The sequence below is a fragment of the Piscibacillus salipiscarius JCM 13188 genome (genome assembly GCF_001311865.1).
GTDB lineage: Bacteria > Bacillota > Bacilli > Bacillales > Alkalibacillaceae > Piscibacillus > Piscibacillus salipiscarius.
In genome coordinates this window covers 19025-39835 of sequence record NZ_BBCD01000017.1, presented here as the reverse complement: position 1 = coordinate 39835, position 20811 = coordinate 19025, and the positions used below count along the sequence as shown (strand labels likewise).

At 36.8% G+C, this 20811-nt stretch carries 15 protein-coding genes and 9 pseudogenes; 20 read left to right on the top strand and 4 right to left on the bottom strand.

What is annotated here, in order from left to right:
- Positions 1-51 precede the first annotated feature (51 nt).
- The 7 genes and pseudogenes from ystJ to JCM13188_RS11890 all read left to right on the top strand — a co-directional run bounded on the left by ystJ (position 52) and on the right by JCM13188_RS11890 (position 7319).
- Positions 52-1286 (top strand): annotated as a pseudogene (ystJ, locus tag JCM13188_RS11920) (NADP-dependent malic enzyme).
- A 22-nt stretch (positions 1287-1308) separates the two neighbouring features.
- Positions 1309-1917 carry a FadR/GntR family transcriptional regulator gene (locus tag JCM13188_RS11915; protein ID WP_054754307.1) on the top strand — a complete coding sequence of 203 codons (609 nt, stop codon included), beginning with the start codon at positions 1309-1311 and terminating at the stop codon, positions 1915-1917.
- A gap of 95 nt (positions 1918-2012) precedes the next feature.
- Positions 2013-2870, top strand: coding sequence for an acetyl-CoA carboxylase, carboxyltransferase subunit beta (gene accD / locus JCM13188_RS11910; RefSeq protein ID WP_054754305.1), 858 nt, complete (start codon positions 2013-2015; stop codon positions 2868-2870).
- Positions 2867-3822: pseudogene (gene accA / locus JCM13188_RS11905) on the top strand (acetyl-CoA carboxylase carboxyl transferase subunit alpha). The gene accD and the pseudogene accA overlap by 4 nt, the downstream one beginning before the upstream one ends.
- A 346-nt stretch (positions 3823-4168) precedes the next feature.
- A pseudogene (gene pfkA / locus JCM13188_RS11900) lies at positions 4169-5127 on the top strand (6-phosphofructokinase).
- 20 nt (positions 5128-5147) lie between these two features.
- Positions 5148-6907, top strand: a pseudogene (gene pyk, locus JCM13188_RS11895) (pyruvate kinase).
- Positions 6908-6923: 16 nt separating this feature from the next.
- Entirely contained in the window at positions 6924-7319 is a 396-nt protein-coding gene (locus JCM13188_RS11890; protein ID WP_054754302.1) for an FxsA family protein, read from the top strand.
- On the opposite strand, the gene JCM13188_RS11885 is transcribed toward JCM13188_RS11890, so the two are convergent.
- Together JCM13188_RS11885 and JCM13188_RS11880 are read right to left on the bottom strand one after the other, a co-directional pair.
- Positions 7316-7885, bottom strand: coding sequence for an AI-2E family transporter (locus JCM13188_RS11885; RefSeq protein ID WP_500796497.1), 570 nt, complete (start codon positions 7883-7885; stop codon positions 7316-7318). The two genes, JCM13188_RS11890 and JCM13188_RS11885, sit on opposite strands and share 4 nt — an antisense overlap.
- The gene (locus JCM13188_RS11880) at positions 7876-8379 is read right to left on the bottom strand and encodes an AI-2E family transporter (protein ID WP_279401787.1); all 504 of its coding nucleotides are present in this window, start codon (positions 8377-8379) and stop codon (positions 7876-7878) included. Before JCM13188_RS11880 ends, JCM13188_RS11885 begins: the two co-directional genes overlap by 10 nt.
- A gap of 77 nt (positions 8380-8456) precedes the next feature.
- On the opposite strand from JCM13188_RS11880, the gene JCM13188_RS11875 reads away from it, so the two are divergent.
- The 11 genes and pseudogenes from JCM13188_RS11875 (at position 8457) to splB (ending at position 17165) form a co-directional block, all read left to right on the top strand.
- On the top strand, positions 8457-8930 hold the full coding sequence (locus tag JCM13188_RS11875; protein ID WP_054754295.1) for a DUF441 domain-containing protein: 474 nt from the start codon (positions 8457-8459) through the stop codon (positions 8928-8930).
- Positions 8931-9141: 211 nt separating this feature from the next.
- Positions 9142-9375, top strand: a complete 234-nt coding sequence (locus JCM13188_RS21825; RefSeq protein ID WP_439646636.1) for a citrate/2-methylcitrate synthase — start codon at positions 9142-9144, stop codon at positions 9373-9375.
- On the top strand, positions 9350-10258 hold the full coding sequence (locus JCM13188_RS11870) for a citrate/2-methylcitrate synthase (protein WP_439646635.1): 909 nt from the start codon (positions 9350-9352) through the stop codon (positions 10256-10258). The genes JCM13188_RS21825 and JCM13188_RS11870 overlap by 26 nt, the downstream gene beginning before the upstream one ends.
- 79 nt (positions 10259-10337) lie before the next feature.
- Positions 10338-11608 (top strand): annotated as a pseudogene (gene icd / locus JCM13188_RS11865) (NADP-dependent isocitrate dehydrogenase).
- Between the two features lie 23 nt (positions 11609-11631).
- Positions 11632-12576 (top strand): malate dehydrogenase, encoded by a 945-nt coding sequence (gene mdh / locus JCM13188_RS11860; protein WP_054754293.1) that lies wholly within the window; start codon positions 11632-11634, stop codon positions 12574-12576.
- 253 nt (positions 12577-12829) lie between these two features.
- Positions 12830-13411, top strand: a complete 582-nt coding sequence (locus JCM13188_RS11855) for an anthranilate synthase component II (RefSeq protein WP_054754292.1) — start codon at positions 12830-12832, stop codon at positions 13409-13411.
- Positions 13408-14442, top strand: a complete 1035-nt coding sequence (locus tag JCM13188_RS11850) for a chorismate-binding protein (RefSeq protein WP_054754290.1) — start codon at positions 13408-13410, stop codon at positions 14440-14442. Before JCM13188_RS11855 ends, JCM13188_RS11850 begins: the two co-directional genes overlap by 4 nt.
- Before the next feature lie 65 nt (positions 14443-14507).
- Positions 14508-15134, top strand: a complete 627-nt coding sequence (locus JCM13188_RS11845) for an aminotransferase class IV (protein WP_054754288.1) — start codon at positions 14508-14510, stop codon at positions 15132-15134.
- A 63-nt stretch (positions 15135-15197) separates the two neighbouring features.
- Positions 15198-15812 carry a class I SAM-dependent methyltransferase gene (locus JCM13188_RS11840; protein ID WP_054754286.1) on the top strand — a complete coding sequence of 205 codons (615 nt, stop codon included), beginning with the start codon at positions 15198-15200 and terminating at the stop codon, positions 15810-15812.
- 76 nt (positions 15813-15888) lie between these two features.
- Positions 15889-16143 (top strand): transcriptional regulator SplA domain-containing protein, encoded by a 255-nt coding sequence (locus tag JCM13188_RS11835; RefSeq protein ID WP_054754284.1) that lies wholly within the window; start codon positions 15889-15891, stop codon positions 16141-16143.
- A pseudogene (gene splB / locus JCM13188_RS11830) lies at positions 16136-17165 on the top strand (spore photoproduct lyase). Before JCM13188_RS11835 ends, splB begins: the two are co-directional and overlap by 8 nt.
- A 262-nt stretch (positions 17166-17427) precedes the next feature.
- Here the strand turns inward: splB and JCM13188_RS21065 are convergent.
- Both JCM13188_RS21065 and JCM13188_RS21060 read right to left on the bottom strand, forming a co-directional pair.
- Entirely contained in the window at positions 17428-17877 is a 450-nt protein-coding gene (locus JCM13188_RS21065; protein ID WP_369404982.1) for a TGL-type protein-glutamine gamma-glutamyltransferase, read from the bottom strand.
- Positions 17849-18225 (bottom strand): annotated as a pseudogene (locus JCM13188_RS21060) (TGL-type protein-glutamine gamma-glutamyltransferase). Before JCM13188_RS21060 ends, JCM13188_RS21065 begins: the two are co-directional and overlap by 29 nt.
- Before the next feature lie 155 nt (positions 18226-18380).
- Between JCM13188_RS21060 and JCM13188_RS19175 the strand changes: the two are divergent.
- Positions 18381-18607: pseudogene (locus JCM13188_RS19175) on the top strand (DUF3892 domain-containing protein).
- A 122-nt stretch (positions 18608-18729) separates the two neighbouring features.
- A pseudogene (locus tag JCM13188_RS11820) lies at positions 18730-20789 on the top strand (thioredoxin domain-containing protein).
- The last annotated feature ends 22 nt before the right edge of the window (positions 20790-20811 follow it).

Genomic DNA, 20811 nt, shown 5'->3' with positions numbered 1-20811 from the left:
AGTAGTGGTCAGACCACTTGAATTTAAAGTTCTTGAAAAGGAGAGGTTCTCGTGACGAACTTAAAAGAAGAAGCACTTCATTTGCATAAAGTCAACCAAGGGAAACTAGCGACGCATTCTAAAATCCCAATTCGTAATGAACAGGATTTAAGTTTAGCTTATTCACCAGGGGTTGCGGAGCCTTGTAAAGCTATATATGACAATAAAGATGCCGTATATGATTTTACGATGAAAGGAAATATGGTAGCCGTGGTGACAGATGGATCTGCTGTATTAGGACTGGGTAATATTGGACCTGAAGCGGCATTGCCTGTAATGGAAGGTAAGTCAGCACTTTTCAAAGGGTTTGCTGGTGTTGATTCATTTCCAATTGCCTTAAATACAAATGATGTTGATGAGATAGTCAACACAGTAAAATTGATGGAACCAACGTTTGGTGGCGTCAATTTAGAGGATATTGCTGCTCCTAACTGCTTTATTATTGAGGACCGTCTAAAAAAGGAAACAAATATCCCAATTTTCCACGATGATCAGCATGGTACTGCTATTGTAACGGTAGCAGGATTAATTAATGCTCTAAGGCTAAGTGGTAAATCTTTCTCTGATATAAAAGTTGTAGCTAATGGTGCAGGTGCGGCTGGTATTGCCATTATTAAACTACTGTATAACTTTGGCGTTCGTGACATGATCATGTGCGATTCTAAAGGCGCTATTTTTGATGGACGCCCTTATGGTATGAACCCTGTTAAGGAAGAAGTCGCAAAATGACGAATAAAGATAAAGTTGAAGGTCCGCTAGAAGAAGTAATTAAAGAAACAGACGTCTTTATTGGTGTCTCAGTTGGCGGTGCGTTAACTAAGGAAATGGTTGAGAGTATGAATGATGATCCTATTATTTTCGCCATGGCCAATCCAGATCCAGAAATTATGCCTGATGATGCTAAAGCTGCAGGTGCTAAAGTAATTGGTACAGGTCGTTCTGACTTTCCGAATCAGGTCAACAATGTGTTAGCTTTTCCTGGAATTTTTAGAGGTGCATTAGATGTACGTGCAACTCGAATTAATGAACGCATGAAGGTTGCAGCAGCAGAAGCAATTGCTAATCTAGTGGGAGATCAATTAACAGAAGACTATGTGATTCCGAATCCATTTGATCCACGCGTTGCACCAGCAGTTGCAAGCGAAGTGGCTAAAGCTGCTATGGAATCAGGTGTAGCTAGAATACAAGTCAATCCAGAAGAAGTTAAAAGACGTACACAAGAACTCACGACCATTGATGAAGATTAGAACCATTTTTTGAGGTGCCCAAATGACTAATACGTCAAAAATCAAGGTTTACCAAGAGGTTTTGGATAAAATTCGCCAATTTATAGAGGCAAATTCTCTCTCTGAAGGTGACAGACTCCCTTCTGAAAGAGAGTTAGCTGAACAATTGAATGCAAGTCGTTCATCGGTAAGGGAAGCACTAAGAGCTATAGAGTTATTAGGGTTAATTGAAACAAAGCACGGGGAAGGAACATTCCTAAAAACATACCGCCCATACCATACTGTTGAATTACTTGCTACATTTGTACTTAGGCAACCGACAACCAAACATGAGTTGCTAGAGGTTCGTCATCTATTAGAAGAACAGTGTTTATCCAAACTTATTTCTAGTGAGCAGCAATCATTTAAGGAACTTATTGATTCGACCAAACAATATAATGGTCAAGATTTACACACATTTGTGTTTAGTGAGCTTTTTGAGTTAGTTGATAATGAATTGTTCTATAAGATTTGGCATTTGATTAATAACTTCTCTCAAACGACCTATAGTAATAAGCTTGACTATGATCGTTATATAAATCTTGTTTTAAGTGTAGAGAGTCAAGATTTATCAAGTGCTTTGCAAGACTTAAATTCAATTTACGAAAAATAACTAATGTTTAAATCTATGAACGATGAATTCCGACAAACTTTTTACTCAAAGTTTTATATAGTTGAAAGAGCTTGTTTCAATAGGGAGGAATCCGTGTGTTAAAAGATATTTTTAATAAAAAGAAAAAGTATGCAACGGTAACGAAACAAGAAGAAAGGGATGATGTCCCTGAAGGCCTTATGGTCAAATGCCCTTCTTGCCGTGAGATTTTTTATAGAAAAGAAATAGAGAAAAATTTAATGGTTTGTCCGAAGTGTGATCATCACCATCAAATTACTTCTCGTGATCGAATTGAGCATTTAATGGGGAATACGTTTGAAGAATGGGATGAAGACATGGTTTCTGAAAACCCATTAGAGTTCCCTGGCTATCTAGAAAAGTTAGATAAGGATCGCGAAAAAACGGGTATTAATGAAGCTGTTGTTACAGGAAAAGGTTATATTAACGGGCTTGAGACGGCTATTGCCGTTATGGATTCACGATTTAGAATGGGTAGTATGGGATCTGTTGTTGGTGAGAAGATTTCTCAAGCCGTTGAACGTGCAAGGGAAGAACAAATTCCTTTTATTATTTTCACAGCTTCTGGTGGAGCTAGAATGCAAGAAGGGGTTTTAAGCTTAATGCAGATGAGCAAAACTTCCGTTGCTTTAGAACGTTTCGCAAGATCTGGTGGACTATTTATTTCATATTTTACTAATCCTACTACAGGCGGTGTATCAGCTAGCTTTGCATCGCTTGGAGACTATAATTTTGCAGAACCAGGTGCATTAATAGGATTTGCTGGTAGACGTATTATTGAACAAACGATTCGTGAAAAGCTTCCTGATGACTTTCAGACTGCAGAATTTTTATTTAAACATGGACAACTCGATCGAGTCATTCATAGACAAGATATGAAACAAGTACTGACAGATGTCCTTGACCTACACCAAGTAGGAGGTGGAGTTCGATGAAGCATGTATTACCATTTGAAAAACCAGTAGTAGAACTCAAAGAAAAATTGCAGAACTCAAGAAGATTACATCAGATAGTGATATAGATTTCACAGATGAGATTAAGAAATTAGAAGGTCGTCTTGAGAAATTAGAAAAAGAAGTTTACGGAAATATGTCACCATGGGACCGGGTACAAATGGCTCGTCACCCTGAGCGTCCAACAACTTTAGATTATATTGAGCATCTCTTTACTCAATTTTTAGAATTACACGGTGATCGCTATTATGGTGACGATGAAGCAATTGTAGGCGGAATTGCTAATTTCGAAGGCACTCCAGTAACGGTGATCGGTCATCAGAGAGGTAAAGATACGAAAGAAAATATTCGTCGTAACTTTGGCATGCCTCATCCAGAAGGTTATCGTAAGGCACTACGATTAATGTATCAAGCTGAAAAGTTCAACCGTCCTATCATAACGTTTATTGATACGAAGGGTGCGTATCCAGGAAGGGCTGCAGAAGAACGTGGTCAGAGTGAGGCCATTGCCCGTAATTTAAGAGAGATGGCTGGATTAACAGTTCCAATTATCTGTGTAGTAATTGGTGAAGGCGGTAGTGGTGGTGCTTTAGGCATTAGTGTTGGCGACCGTCTTTATATGCTAGAGAATTCTACTTACTCTGTTATTTCTCCTGAAGGTGCAGCGGCACTGCTGTGGAAGGATTCAAACCTAGCACAAAAGGCTGCTGAGAGTATGAGAATTACTTCTTATGATTTAAAAGAATTAGATATTATTGATGAAGTAATTGAGGAAGTACAAGGTGGTGCGCATCGCGATATTCAAAAGCAATCCGAGGCGATTCGTGATATGATCCGCCGAGGATTAGGTGAATTAAATGGATTAACGGACGACCAATTACTTGACCAGAGATGGGAAAAGTATCAAAAATTGGTGCCGTCTCAACTGCTGTGAGGAGCTGAATTTAATTTCAGCTCTTTTTCTCATTTCTATGAGGTGGGACTGCTGTTATCAGCCATTGGAGAACAACTTACACCTATAGAATTAAGACTTACGCTCATAATATACACCCATAGATTGAAGGTTTACACTCCAGAATCGTCACCATAAACCTTATTTTTAAGTTGAATAATGTTTATGAATTATGGTAAATTAAAAACTTCTGATGAATATGGATTCAACAATTGGTCGTTTAAAAAATTTCCAAACTTTTGTACTTTTAGATTAGTAGCCGTTTACATGGTATTTGGTTCGGTAATGTACTAAAATATAAACATAATAGAGAGTCGAGGTGTCATAAATGAAACGAATTGGTATTTTAACAAGTGGTGGGGATGCACCAGGCATGAATGCCGCCATTCGTTCAGTCGTTAGAAGTAGCATCTTTCACGAACTTGAGATCTACGGAATTTATTATGGGTATCAAGGTTTAATTGATGGACAAATTAAACCACTACATATAGGTTCTGTCGGTGACATCATCCAGCGAGGTGGAACGATGTTATACTCTTCACGCTCAGAAGAATTTAAGACAGAAAAAGGACGACAAAAGCCATTGAACAACTGAAAAAACACGGTATTGAAGGGTTAATCGTTATCGGTGGAGATGGCTCTTTTAGAGGTGCACAAAAATTAACAGAGGAAGGTTTTCCTTGTATAGGAATTCCAGGAACGATTGATAATGATATTCCTGGTACAGATCATACAATAGGTTTTGATACGGCGCTTAATACTGTGATTCAAGCAGTTGATAAAATACGAGATACAGCCACTTCACATGAAAGAATTTATGTTATTGAAGTGATGGGAAGAGACGCTGGTGATTTAGCTCTATGGTCAGGAGTTGCCGCTGGTGCTGAAAGTATTTTAATTCCAGAATATCCATATAACTTAGATGAAGTTACGGATAAAATTAAACGTGGTCACGATCGCGGAAAACGTCATAGCATTATTATGGTGGCAGAAGGCGTTGGAAGTGCGAGTGATATTGCTGATCAAATTAAAGATGATCTGCAAGTTGAAACGAGGGTGACGGTGTTAGGTCATACTCAAAGAGGCGGATCTCCTACAGCGTTCGACAGAGTATTAGCTGGTAGACTAGGAGCCTACTCAGTGGATTTATTATTAGAGGGTCAAGCAGGACGTATGGTTGGAGTTCAAAACAATGAGCTTGTTCACCACGATATTATTGACGCTTTAAAGAAAACAAATGAAATTTCAAAAGACTTGTATAAACTATCCAACCAGTTATCGATTTAGAAGTTTTAAGGAGGATCATGATGAAGAACACAAAAATAGTATGTACGATTGGACCTGCTTCAGAGTCAGTTGAAACATTAAAGCAATTAATTGAAGCAGGAATGAATGTTGCAAGATTAAATTTTTCTCACGGTGATCACGAAGAACAAAAGCAGCGTATTGCGAATATTAGACAAGCTGCAGAAGAATGGGGCAATCGATCGCCATTCTTTTAGACACAAAAGGCCCAGAGATTCGCACTGGCTTGTTTGAGGAAGACGAAGTTGAACTTGAAAAGGGTTCAACAGTCACGCTTACAATGGAAGAGTTTAAAGGTAATAAAGACCGTTTTACCATTAGTTATAAAGGGCTTATTGATGATATTGAAGTAGGAAAAAACATCCTACTTGATGATGGACTTATTGCATTAGAAGTGACGGAAGTTAATAAAAATAAACAAGAAATTGTAACTAAAGTATTAAACACAGGTGTGATTAAAGACCGTAAAGGTGTCAATGTTCCAAATGTTAGAGTAAATTTACCTGGTATTACGGATAAAGATGCCAATGATATTTTATTTGGTATCGAACAGGATGTTGACTTATTGCCGCCTCCTTTGTTAGAAGACCTTCAGATGTACTCGAAATTAGAGAACTTTTAGAGAAGAATAAGGCAGATCATATTAAAATCATCCCGAAAATTGAAAATCGTGAAGGCGTTGAGAATCTAGACCAGATTATTAACATTAGTGATGGAATTATGGTTGCACGTGGTGATTTAGGAGTAGAAATACCAGCAGAAGAAGTTCCGTTTATTCAGAAGACAATGATTAAGAAATGCAATGTAGCTGGTAAACCAGTTATTACAGCAACTCAAATGCTTGATTCAATGCAGCGAAACCCGCGTCCTACACGTGCTGAGGCAAGTGATGTTGCGAATGCTATTTATGACGGAACGGATGCCATTATGTTAAGCGGGGAAACGGCCGCAGGTGATTATCCAGTTGATGCGGTTAAAACGATGTATAACATCGCTGTTTATACCGAGAAAACATTGAATAACAAGGCTTTTTCAGGTGAACAAACTCTTGCTACTGACTTCAATATTACAGATGCCATTAGTCACTCAGCTGCAAGTTTAGCGGAAGATTTATCAGTTAAAGCAATTATTACACCTACTGAGAGTGGTAATACAGCTCGTATGGTATCTAAATATCGACCTAAGGCGCCGATTATAGCAGTGACGTCTCATGCTTATGTTAGTCGTCAGCTCAGTCTAGTATGGGGTGTACATGCCGTTCAAGGTCATCGTGTTGAATCAACAGATGAAATGTTAGCACACGCTATTGACAAAGGGCTTGAGACCAACTTATTTCATCACGGAGACCGCGTCGTGATTACCGCAGGAGTTCCTGTCGGAGAGAGTGGAACAACTAATTTAATTAAAGTGCACATTGTTGGTAATGTTGTCGCTAAAGGACAAGGGATTGGCCAAAAAGGTGCGATTGGCAGAGCTTTTGTTACCAATGACCTGAAGAGTATGGAAAAAAGACTTTAATGAAGGCGATATTTTAGTTACATCAGCGACAGATCGTGACATGATGCCAATTATAGAAAAAGCATCGGGTATTATTACAGAAGAAGGCGGTCTTACAAGTCATGCTGCAGTCGTTGCACTGAATGTAGGTATTCCGGTAGTCGTTGGTGTCGATCAAGCTTTAAACAAAATTCAACATGGTGAAGAAATTACGATAGATCCTTCAAATGGAAATGTATATCAAGGTCGCACAACTGTGATTTAAAAAAGGGGAAATTAGGATGTTTCGTATCTTATTCTTTTTAATTATTGTTATATCAGCTGTTGAGATTGCATTGTTCGTCTGGTTAGGGAACGTATTTAATGTTTGGTTTGTTTTATTTGGTATTATCTTAACAGGATTAGCAGGTGCTTATTTAGCTAAATATCAAGGCACTGATACATTAAACCGTGCTAGGTTTGAGCTTTCACATGGCAGAGCTCCTACTGATGAAATTTTAGATGGAATTGCTATATTAGTTGGTGCTGTACTGTTATTTACTCCGGGGTTTGTAACAGATACAATAGGATTTCTATTATTAATCCCGCAAACTAGAAAACCAGCTAAGATCTATATTAGAAAGATTGTCTCTGAGATGTTTCGTAAAGGTTCCATAAAAGTGTTTAGAAATTATTAACCATCAAACAGATAATTTTTTAGCGATGTAAATGCTCCAGCCTGTGATAAGGCTTTAATGCTTACGGCAACCATTGGACCAATTAGAATACCGAAGAAACCAAACAGTTTCATAAATACAAATAAAATCATAATTAAAAATAATGGGTGGATACCTATTGATGAACCAATTAATTTAGGTTCAATAATATTACGGATAAGAATTAGAAGTATAAATAAAATGCTAAGCTGGACTGTTAAAGTATAATGATTAGTAAAAAACAAATATAAAATCCACGGTGTAAACAGAGCACTTATGCCTATAAAAGGTATGAGATCAAGAAAAATAGCAACTGATGCAATTGCTAGTGCATGTTTAACATCAAATATTAATAATCCAAAATAAACAATAACTCCTGTGATGAACACAATGATGAGCTGAGCTAGGGCATATTTTTTAATCAAAGATACGAAACTTTCCTTAATGGTATGAATATAATTTGTCATTTTACCCGGGAGTTTTTCATTCAGTTCAGTGAGCCATTTAGGGCCATCTGAGCTGATAAAAAATGTCCCGATTAAATGAATAACACAAAATAGCTGCCTTTTAATAGGTTCGTTAGAGTATTGATTGTATTTTGAAAGAAACTGACTAAAACATGTTGACTGTAGTCTTTGACACTATTAACCATATCGTTCATTAACTCTTTAAGCAGCGCTTGAGATTGTGGTTGTATAGAGTTCATAAACGAAGACATTAGATCATATGAACGATCTATGATTCTTTCGCTCCACAATTGAATGGCTTTAAACGTTTCCTCAATGCTGTGAGGCATAATTTGAGTAAGATACTGAAATAAATGGACTAGCTCAATCAAACTAAAAGTTATAATCGTGATAAAACTAAACAATATAAGTACGAGTACGCTTAAAACAGCTAATTTTCGGTGAAGGTTAAGCTTGTCCTGTAAGAGTTGTACGATCGGGTTAATCATTACAGCAATGATTAAACTTAATGCAAAAGGAAATAAATGATGAAATACCATATAGATAATTAAACCAATTATACATAACCATATCATTAATTTTATGAAATTCAGGTAATTAATTGTCATCATACTATTCCTTTCGCTTGTCCATCTAGAAAGAAGGGTTAAGGATGCTAACATCTTCTAATTTGTTTTTATTAATTTTGCTACTACTTGGCTTTATTGCTAAAAACCAAGCTATTTTAATTGCGGTCTATATCTTATTTGGAATTAAGCTTTTTAATTTGGATGATAAGCTATTTCCTTTTCTTGAATCTAAAGGATTATTTCTTGGTGTCGTTGTGATTACCGTTGCTGTATTAGTTCCAATTGCAACAGGTGAGATCGGTTTTCAAGAGCTTGTCCAAAGTGTTAAGTCTTATTACGCTTGGATTGCGCTTTTAGCTGGTATGTTTGTTGCTTACATTGCAAAAGATGGGCTCCACTTATTAGCAAATGATCCACATTTAACAGCGGCATTAGTAATCGGGACAATACTAGCTGTTGTGTTTTTCCAAGGTGTCGCGGTTGGACCATTAATCGGTGCCGGTATTGCATACTTAGTGATGCAAACTGTAGATTCGATTATCAAGATATTCTCTTAAGTTTAATGGAATATTTACAAGGGAATATATTTAATAGCTATGCAGACATTAAAGATATTATTATTTTTGAGTAGAAAGATTTCACATTCATTAGAATTTTGTTTATAATGGTCTGTGGGACAATTATGCTAGAGGAATAATAGATTAAAGTGTATATTTATGCATACACTTATTGCTCTATGACTAATTTGTGGAAAAGGAGAGAGATACTATGGCAAACCCTAAAGGTCTTGAAGGAATCGTTGCAACCGAATCCTCCATCAGTTCAATCATTGATGACAAATTGACTTACGTTGGTTATGATATTGATGATTTAGCTGAGAATTCAAGCTTTGAAGAAATTATCTACTTACTCTGGAATCAAAAACTACCTACACAAAATGAACTCGACTCATTTAAAAAAAGAACTTGCCAACAACATGAGTCTTCCTCAAGAAGTGATTGATCACTTAAAATCATATGACTTAAAAACTGTACATCCTATGGCTGCTCTAAGAACAGCTGTATCTATGCTTGGATTATATGATGAAGAGGCTGACGTGATGGAACAAGATGCAAACCGTCGCAAAGCACTTCGCTTACAAGCTAAGATTCCTACAATTGTAACTGCGTTTGCTCGTATCCGTAACGGTGAAGAGCCTATTTCACCTAAGACTGATTTAGGTTTCGCAGCTAACTTCTTATACATGCTTAAAGGTAAAGAACCTGAAAACATTGAAGAAGAAGCATTTAATAAAGCATTAGTATTACATGCAGACCATGAGCTAAACGCTTCAACATTCACAGCTCGTGTATGTGTAGCTACATTATCTGATGTTTATTCAGGTGTAACAGCTGCTATTGGTGCTCTAAAGGGCCCTCTACATGGTGGTGCGAACGAGCGCGTTATGAAGATGTTAACTGAAATTGGCGATGACTCTAAAGCAATTGAATACATTGAAGAAAAGTTAGCTAATAAAGAAAAATCATGGGTATGGGACACCGCGTTTTATCAAAATGGTGACCCTCGTGCGAAGCACTTAAAAGAAATGTCTAGACAATTGACTACAATCACTGGTGAATCTAAGTGGTACAACATGTCAGTTAAAATTGAAGACTATATTAAAGAGAATAAAGGTCTACCAGCTAATGTGGATTTCTACTCGGCATCTGTTTATCACAGCTTAGGAATTGATCATGATCTATTCACACCGATCTTCGCTGTGAGCCGTGTATCTGGTTGGTTAGCTCATATTTTAGAACAATATGATAACAACCGTTTAATTCGTCCTCGTGCTGAATACGTTGGACCTAACAAGCAAACTTATACACCAATTGACAAGCGATAAACCAAAAGCCGGTTTAAACCGGCTTTTGTGATGTTATTAAATCTAAATAAAGTGTAACGAGAATTAGGAGGTTATGACATTGACAAAAGGTGAAAAAATTACTGTTGAAAATGGAAAAATGAATGTACCAAATAATGCGATTATTCCTTTTATTGAAGGTGACGGGACAGGACCAGATATCTGGGCAGCAGCTTCTCGTGTATTAGAAGCAGCAGTTGAGAAAGCATATAATGGTGAGAAAAGCATTGAATGGAAAGAAGTTCTTGCTGGTCAAAAAGCTAAAGATAATACAGGTGAATGGTTACCTAATGAAACTCTAGATACTATTCGTGAATACAAGATTGCAATTAAAGGACCTTTAACAACACCAATCGGTGGCGGTATTCGTTCTTTAAACGTAGCATTACGTCAAGAGCTTGACCTATTCACTTGCCTACGTCCAGTAAAACACTTCTCAGGTGTACCATCTCCTGTTAAGCGTCCTGAAGATGTAGACATGCAAATCTTCCGTGAAAACACAGAAGATATCTATGCTGGTATTGAGTGGCAAGAAGGTACAGATGAAGTTAAAAAAGTTATTGACTTCATTCAAAACGAAATGGGCGTTAGCAAAATCCGTTTCCCTGAAACTTCAGGAATCGGTATTAAGCCAGTATCAAAAGAAGGTACGGAACGTCTAGTTCGTTCTGCGATTGAATATGCTCTTACTGAAGGTAAGAAGAGCGTAACACTTGTACACAAAGGTAATATTATGAAGTTTACAGAAGGTTCTTTCAAAGCTTGGGGTTATGACCTTGCTGAACGTGAATATGGTGATAAGGTATTCACATGGAAAGAATATGATCAAATTGTTGAAGAAAAAGGCCGTGAAGCAGCAGACCAAGCACAAAAAGAAGCTGAGGATGCTGGTCGCATTATCGTTAAAGATGCGATTGCTGATATCTTCTTACAACAAATTTTAACTCGCCCGAAAGAGTTCGATGTGGTTGCGACTATGAACTTAATGGTGATTACATTTCTGATGCACTAGCTGCACAAGTTGGTGGAATTGGAATCGCCCCAGGTGCGAATATTAACTATGAAACAGGTCATGCTATTTTTGAAGCAACTCATGGTACTGCACCTAAGTATGCTGGAATGGATAAAGTTAACCCATCATCAGTGATCCTTTCAGGTACATTAATGTTAGACCACTTAGGCTGGAGAGAAGCTAGTGAGTTAATCCATAAAGCTATGGATAAAACAATTGCTAGCAAAGTTGTAACATATGACTTCGCTCGTCTAATGGACGGTGCTACTGAAGTTAAATGTTCTGAATTCGGTGACGAGCTAATCAAAAATATGGACTAATTATATTTTTGGGAGGAACGCTCATGACAATTAAGCGAAGAAAAGTTTCTGTCATAGGTGCTGGTTTTACAGGTGCAACAACAGCTCTTATGGTTGCTCAAAAAGAGCTAGCCGATGTTGTTTTGGTGGATATTCCAGATATGGAAGACCCAACTAAAGGTAAAGCGTTAGACATGTTAGAAGCAAGTCCTGTTCAAGGTTTTGATTCGAACATTATTGGCACATCAAACTATGAAGATACAAAAGGTTCAGATGTAGTTGTGATTACTGCAGGTATTGCTAGAAAGCCTGGTATGAGCCGAGATGATTTAGTTGCAACGAACTCAAAAATTATGAAGTCAGTTACTAAAGAGATTGTCAAGTATTCACCAGACTGTTACATTATTGTATTAACAAATCCGGTTGATGCGATGACTTACTCAGTGTTCCAAGAAGCTGGCTTTCCTAAGAATCGAGTGATCGGTCAATCCGGTGTACTTGATACATCGCGTAGAACATTTATTGCGCAGGAGTTAAATGTTTCAGTTAAAGATATTACTGGTTTCGTTCTTGGTGGTCACGGCGACGATATGGTTCCTATGCTTCGCTATTCGTTTGCTGGCGGTATCCCTATTGAAAAATTAATCTCTAAAGAGCGATTAGATGAGATTGTTGAACGTACACGTAAAGGTGGCGGAGAGATTGTTGGTCTATTAGGTAATGGTTCTGCTTATTATGCACCAGCTGCATCCATTACGGAGATGGTCGAGGCTATCTTGAAAGACCAACGTCGTATTCTTCCTTCAATTGCTTATTTAGAGGGTGAATATGGCTACAATGATATGTACCTAGGCGTTCCTACTATTTTGGGAGGAAACGGACTTGAGGAAATCATTGAGCTAGATTTAACCGAAGAGGAAAAAGCTCAACTAGATCAATCAGCTGACTCGGTTAAAAACGTCATGAAAGTATTAGCGGATCACGAATAATAAAGTATAATAAAGCTCGAGGAAAGATTTCTTTCCTCGAGCTTTTTTGTAAATTTGTCCTATATTTTGCCTTGAATGTCCTATATATCGTCTTCAATGTCTCATAAATTAAGATAAATTCACGTTTTCGACAAAATTCGATACCGAATTTTTAATTGAAAATGTCTCAAAAGTGGCTGAAAAATGTCTCATATAAACTAATGCACGTAGCAAAAATAAAGTTCAATCACATGACTAGGTAAGGATGGTAACGATGATTTTAATGATTGATCACGATGATTCATTTACATATAATTTAGTTCACATGTTAGAGGATTTAGATGAAGAGGTTATAACGATTAGCCATACTGACATTTCATTCAATTATTTCAACAACTTCATCCCTGACTATGTGATATTATCGCCTGGGCCTGGTCACCCTAAAGAACACGCCGTTTCTAAAAAGGTAATTGATATGTTTAAAGGCAAAATTCCAATTTTAGGTGTTTGTCTTGGATTTCAAATGATTTACGAATATTTTGGTGGGTGCATTATAGAAGCTAATCGTCCTATGCATGGAATGACAGATGACGTCCTCCATGACGGCCTATCGATATATAATAATCTTGAAAATCCCATTCAAGTTACCCGTTATCATTCATTAATTGCTGACCCTGAATCGAAGCCAGATGAGCTTATTGTAACTGGAAAGACCAATCAATATGAAATCATGTCAATAAGGCACACTAAAGATCCAATTGAAGGTGTACAGTTTCATCCAGAAGCAATTTTAACTTCCTCAGGACAAACCATGCTTCATAACTTTATAAAGACATACCGGGAGTGGAATAAGTGACTAAACAAATTGTTCATTTCAAACACGATTGGTTAGATGAACATTCATATATTTTTGAGCAGCCAATAGATTATGTGGTGGCTAATCGTTTAGATGAAGTAAAACCTGCTTTAGAACAGATAGAGCAATATTCCAAAGATGGTTATTATGGTGTTGGCTATCTCAGTTATGAGGCGGCACAGGCATTTAACCCTAAAATGAGAACACATCAAGATGTAAGGTTACCCTATCTTTATTTCGGGATTTACAAAGAGACAAATCATTTATATGACATTCCGACTGAACATTTTCAACAAATGAACTGGCAAAGTGATACTAAGCCAGAAAGCTATTTTAAGGCTATTAAGTCAATCCATGATGCAATCAAACAAGGAATTAGTTATCAAGTTAATTATACTTTTCGTTTGGTGGCACTATTTGACCAGTTAAATACTAGGCAGCTATATGAACAGCTTAGACAAAGTCAAATGGCTAACTACACTTGTCACTTACAATTTAATGATTTTGAAATCATCTCGGTGTCACCAGAATTATTCTTTGCCTGGGACGGTCATCGTATTGAAACTAAACCAATGAAAGGTACTGTCAAAAGAGGTTATTCCGGTGAAGATGATCAGTTATGTAAGAAGCAACTGTTAAATTCGAAAAAAGATCAAGCCGAGAACGTCATGATTGTGGACCTACTTAGAAATGATTTATCACGAATTGCCCAAAAGGGGTCGGTTAAAGTGCCTAAGCTCTTTGAAATAGAAGCCTATCCTACGGTTTATCAAATGACTTCAACAGTGACCGCAAAAACTCGAAGTGATGTCGGACTAGCATCTATTTTCGAAGCCATTTTTCCATGCGGTTCTATAACTGGCGCACCTAAAATTAGTACGATGGAAATTATTTCGCAATTAGAAACCTCACCAAGAGAAGTTTATTGTGGCGCCATTGGAATGATCACTCCCGATCAAAAAGCAGTTTTTAATGTGCCAATTAGAACTGTTTTAGTTGATCATCGAGATAAAAGGCTTTCTATGGTGTAGGTGGGGGCATTACTTGGGATTCTACTCCAGAAAATGAATACGAAGAGACAGTAGCTAAATCGAACGTGTTAAAGCAACAAGGAACTGAATTTGAATTACTTGAGACGATGAAATTAGAATATGGACAAATCAAGTACTACGATGAGCATATTAGTAGGTTGAAGAGATCAGCGCATTTTTTCAAAATTCCTTTCAAACTAGAAGAGGTCGAAAGAGTTACTAAAACTATTTTATCCAAACATCCTAATCAAGAACATGTTATTAGACTGCTTTTAAATCGAGAAGGTAATATCAAATACGAAATCAAGCCATATGGAAGTACACCTTCGACGATTAAAGTTGCATTAGCCAATAAACCAATTGATGCTTCAAATATGTTTTATTATCACAAGACGACCTATCGTGATTTTTATAAATCGTTTCAAAGGAATGACGTTTATGATGTTCTATTATGGAATGAGAATGATAACGTAACTGAATTTACAACTGGTAACGTTATTTATAAAATAAATGAGCAATATTTTACTCCACCTGTTTCGGACGGACTCTTAGCTGGTACGTTTAGAGAGCGATTGTTAAGAGAAAATCAGTGTACTGAGCGCTCATTGTCTAGAAATGAAGTAGGCATGGTGGATGAATTTTGGTTCATCAATAGTGTCAGGGGATGGATTAAAGTAGACGAGATTATATAAATATGACGAGTGGTTTATCTGTGATAAATATGTGTAACTTATTAAATACAAGACATTAAAGGAGTGCAGGGTTATGGCAGATACAGAACAGATAAAAAACGATTCGACCGAATATCAAGTAAATTTGAAGTCATGGATCATCTCGTAAAAGAAGATTGGCGAAAAGAGTTATTAAAAGGAGTCAATGGTCGAATACTCGAAGTCGGTGTTGGTATTGGAACTAATTTTAAATATTATCCAAAAGAAGCTGAAGTTGTTGGGATAGATTTTAGCTCGAAAATGCTTGATCGAGCCCGTGAAAAGGTAGATGAAGCAGCCTGTGAAATTGAATTATATGAAATGGACGTTGAGAATCTCGAATTTAACGATGACAGCTTTGATTATATCGTCTCCACTTGTGTGTTTTGTTCTGTACCTCACCCAGTAAAAGGTTTGAAAGAGCTTAGACGAGTGGTTAAACCTGAAGGAAAAATAGTCATGTTAGAACATATGCGGAGTGAAAATGAGTTCATAGGTAAAGTGTTAGATTTCTTTAATCCGGTTAGTGTTAATTTAATTGGAGTAAATGTCAATCGTAAAACGATTTCAAATATATACCAGGCCAATTTAGAAGTCGAAAAGCAAGAATACTTAATGACATCGGTTATGAGAAGGTTAATTTTATCTCCTAATAAGTGAATGGTAACATCGGATAAATCTCCTTTAATGGTACAGGCTAAATAATAGCTTGTACCATTTTTATGGAGGTGTAGAGATGGAAATCCAAAATGAATATCGGCCTGGTGATATCGTTTACGTTATGTATCGTAACCCACATACTCAAAATGTTGCTCAAGTTCAAGAAGCTGCTGTTGTTGAGCATCCAGACGAGCCAGGCGAATTGGCACTATTTTTATATGAGACCTATTATCCTTTAGATGACCAAATTGCTGTATTTAAAACTGAAGAAGAAGCTAATGAGGCTTACGATTTTTACTTCGGTCAAGATGGAGAGACTTTTTATGGTTAAGCCATTTGTTCCTGAACTTGTCTATGTTGAACCTCGAGCACTTGAATATGATTTAGGTAAAGAATTAGTAAATAAGTTTGAGAATATGGGAATTGAAATAAGAGAAACCACTTCTCATAACCATATTCGAAACTTACCTGGAGATAATCACTTTCAAAGATATCGCGTCGCTAAGTCGACATTAGTTGTTGGACTAAGGAAAAACGTTAAAGTTTGATACATCAAAGCCATCTGCAGAATATGCAATCCCTTTAGCGACTGGATGTATGGGGCATTGTCATTATTGTTATTTACAAACGACAATGGGAAGTAAACCATATATTCGAACCTACGTTAATGTAGAGGAAGTTTTTGATCAAGCTGAACAATATATGAGGGAACGGGCCCCAGAAATGACACGATTCGAAGCGTCTTGTACATCAGATATTGTTGGAATTGATCATTTAACTCATACACTTAAAAGAGCAATTGAATACTTCGGCGAATCTGATTTGGGACAATTGCGTTTTGTGACTAAATTCGCTCATGTTGATCACTTATTAGATGCAAAACACAATGGGAAGACTCGTTTTAGGTTTAGCATCAATGCAGACTATGTAATTAAATATTTTGAACCTGGAACATCTAAGCTAGATGATCGGTTAGAAGCAGCAAGAAAGGTTGCTGAAGCGGGTTATCCATTAGGTTTTATTGTCGCTCCGATTTACCTTCATGAGGGCTGGAGGGAAGGCTATAAAGAAATGTTCGAAAAATTAGAGGCGCTATTGCCACAATATGCCCGTAACGATTTGACTTTTGAATTCATTCAGCATCGTTTTACAAAGCCAGCTAAAAAGACAATTGAGAAAAACTACCCAATGACTAAGTTAGAACTTGATGAGTCAAAACGTAAACCAAAGTGGGGTAAATACGGCATTTGGAAGTATGTTTATACTAACGAAGAGCAGGAGGATATGAAAAATACATTAGGAAAGTATTTAGTTGACTATTTTCCTGAAGCTAAATTTGAGTATTTTACTTAAATATAGATATTTATTTTTTCCTAGATTTTAGGACACTACAGTTGACATACACTTCTTTTTCTGCGAGCGGTCTGCAAGACTCCTCGCACTCCAACTTTGTTTCGTTCTGCGGAGTCTAGCTAGCCTCGCTTTCCCTGGTAAAATCTTTGTGTATGTCAACTAACAGTGCGTTACTATGGAATGGTTGTGTTTTCACATAAATAGTTTGTTTAAACTATAATTTATCACCAATTATCTCAGCCACTATCCATCTCACAACCACTTAATTTTTCAAGTAAAACATATTTAAATAGTACAAATATTTACTACTTGATATGGAAGGTTCACCGTGGTGAATAACTTCTAGTTGTGGTTTATCGAGGTTACGATTAGATGAAACATTCGCTAAATATCTGAAGTTAGGTCTTGTTACAGTTTTGTGTAAGTATGCCGATCGTGTGCTATTGTCTTTTCTATTCTCATTTAAAAAATGAATAATCTGTTCAGCAGACGTAATACCCATTCCATGACCGAAGTAACTACCATCTTCTAATACCACAGCATTTTCTCCTTGCCACCAAGGGGTTTGAGGGTTCACATCGGGATTTTTAAAATAAACAATGTCTCCAGGAATTAAGAAGTCGGTATCAATGGTTTGTAATTTTAAGTCTGAATCTGAATGCCAGCTATATAAGTAAAGATATTTAAAATCGATTAAATAGCTCTTTGCCAATCGTATTTAAAACAGCGTGATAATAGATGATCAGCATTGCGGTTGCGCATTCAAATCCATATTGATCACTATTAATATAGATATCTTTTATAGCGTCTGAAGGATTAACATCGGCCCTTAATAAAAACCACCCATCATCGTACGAATCCAGTAGTCAGGATTGCGCCTAGATTGAGCAAATACTTCGAAAGTCGCTTGACTATCGTTCATTAACTTTGCACTGTGTATAATTTGGCTTCTTAGCTGGATTTCAAATTCTAATTCATATAGGTTTCTATAAGCGTACGTTAAAGGATCTTCTAATAATCGATTAAAGATGACTTTTTCAATTGGATCAAGCGTCAACATATTTGCGTTTTGAAGATAATCACCCGAAACTCTAATCATTCTAATACGCTCCTGTTCTGAAGTAGGTGTTAGTTTATATTACTCATATCATGTGCAAACGGTGATGAATAAAAATGACCAACTTACACATGCTATAGGATAAGGAGGGTGATCACATGAATCAAGAAACGTTTGTCGCAGTCAGAAAAGACCAAGATGGTGACATCACTCATTTTAAGCGTCTAGTGGACGTGAATTAGACTATCAGCAAGCATTAAATGAGATTCAAAACGGTACCATTTCAGGAGTCAATATAGGAGAAGCTAGAAATGGTAGACCGGTCATACGTGGGAATGCTGATGGAGATCCAACTAATAATTTAGATAACCTTGAAACATTTTAATAAAATAAACAATGAGCACCAGCCTATTTGGGTTGGTGCTTTTTCTTAGCTTACGAGTAGAGAAGTGCTCTTGATGTAAGTTAAAATAGTAATAGACATAATTTAGACGAGTAGGTGATCTTGTGGCAAGCCAAAAACCAAATCAATTGATTAATGAAAAATCACCGTATCTGCTGCAGCATGCATACAATCCTGTAGATTGGTATCCATGGGGTGATGAAGCATTTAAAAAGGCTAAGAAAGAAAATAAGCCAATCTTTTTAAGTATTGGCTATTCGACATGCCATTGGTGTCATGTGATGGCTCATGAATCATTTGAGGATGAAGAGGTCGCTAAGGAAATTAATGAAAAATTCGTAGCCATCAAAGTCGACCGTGAAGAACGTCCTGATATTGATGCTGTTTACATGAAGGTATGCCAAAGAATGAATGGGCATGGCGGTTGGCCTTTAAGCATTTTTATGACGCCAGATCAAATTCCTTTCTACGCTGGAACATATTTCCCAAAAGAAAGTAAACATGGCTTACCAAGTATTAAGCAGGTCATTGGATATTTAGCGGAGACCTATCATAACGACCCTAAGCAAATTGAAGATGTAACTGAAAGTGTTAAGACATCACTTAATCAAGTTATTTTTAATAAAGGTGAGGAGCGGGTTTCTAAAGATGCTGCTGATCAAGGCTTCCATGAATTAGGAAAAACCTTTGATACATTACATGGAGGTTTTGAAGGAGCACCTAAATTCCCTTCACCTCATAATTTAATGTTTTTAATGAGATATTATAAGCAAACTGGTAAATTAATGGCCCGTCAAATGGTAGAAAAACGTTATATTCAATGGCTAAAGGTGGGTTGTACGATCATATTGGATTTGGATTCGCCAGATATTCAACGGATGAAGAATGGTTAGTTCCTCATTTTGAGAAAATGCTTTATGATCAGGCCTTACTTTTAATGACTTATGTAGAAGCGTATCAGTTAACCGGTAATCAGTATTACAAAAGGATTAGTGAACAAATTATTGAATTTGTTTTTAGAGAAATGACAAGTCCTGAAGGTGCATTTTATTCAGCTATTGATGCTGATTCTGAAGGTAAAGAAGGGGCTTATTATGTATGGGGAAAACGTGAAATTGACCAAATCCTTTGTGAAGAACTTGGAGAGTTGTATAGTTCAACATATAACATAACAACTGAAGGAAATTTCGATGGTAAAAATATTCCGAATTTGATTCATACTAACGTTGATTCTATTGCGAATCAGTTTAATATGTCATTAGAACAACTAGAAGAAAAGCTTGAACAAGCTCGAACAAAGTTACTAGAGGCAAGGGAATCAAGAGTTTACCCTCACTTAGATGATAAAATTTTAACTTCATGGAATGCTATGATGATTGCAGCATTAGCTAAAGCAGGTCAAATTTTTAAGAAGCCTTTATATATAGAACGTGCACGACAAGCAGCTGAGTTCATTGAAAATAACCTTTTCAAAAATAAACGATTAATGGCGCGTTTTCGTGATGGAGAAGTAAAATATAAAGGTTATCTGGATGACTATGCATATTTAGCTTGGGCTTATTTAGAGTTATATGATGCCGAGTTTGAAGTTGATGACTTAAGTAAGGCTAAGAATCTAGCTGATGCCAAGTACGAACTGTTCTGGGATGATGAGCATGGAGGTTTTGTGTTAACAGGTCAGGATAGTGAACCCCTCATTTCAAATGAAAAAGATATTCACGACGGGGCTGTACCATCTGGTAATAGTGTCGCTACAGTCGTATTAGCTAGATTGTCATCATTAACAGCAAATACCGAGTATGCGAATCTAGTTGACGATCTATATCATGTTTTTTATCCTGCATTATCGCGTATACCTGAAGGAAGTACCTTCTTCTTAATTAGCTTATTATTAACAGAATATCCTTCCGCAGAAGTGGTGGTTATTGATGAGGGACAAGACTCTTCATGGGATAAGCTTGAGGAGTTTAAAGTGAATCACTTTTTACCTCATATCAGTTGGCTTAAATCGGATAGGCAAAAGAAGTTATCTCATATAGCACCTTTTACGACAGACTATATATCGTTACATGGACAGACGACCATTTATGTGTGTGAAAACTTCACTTGTAGGCAACCGACCACAAATATAAATGAAGTAATCGATCAGTTAATCTCTAAGTAGATTACGGACTATTTTTAGTTAA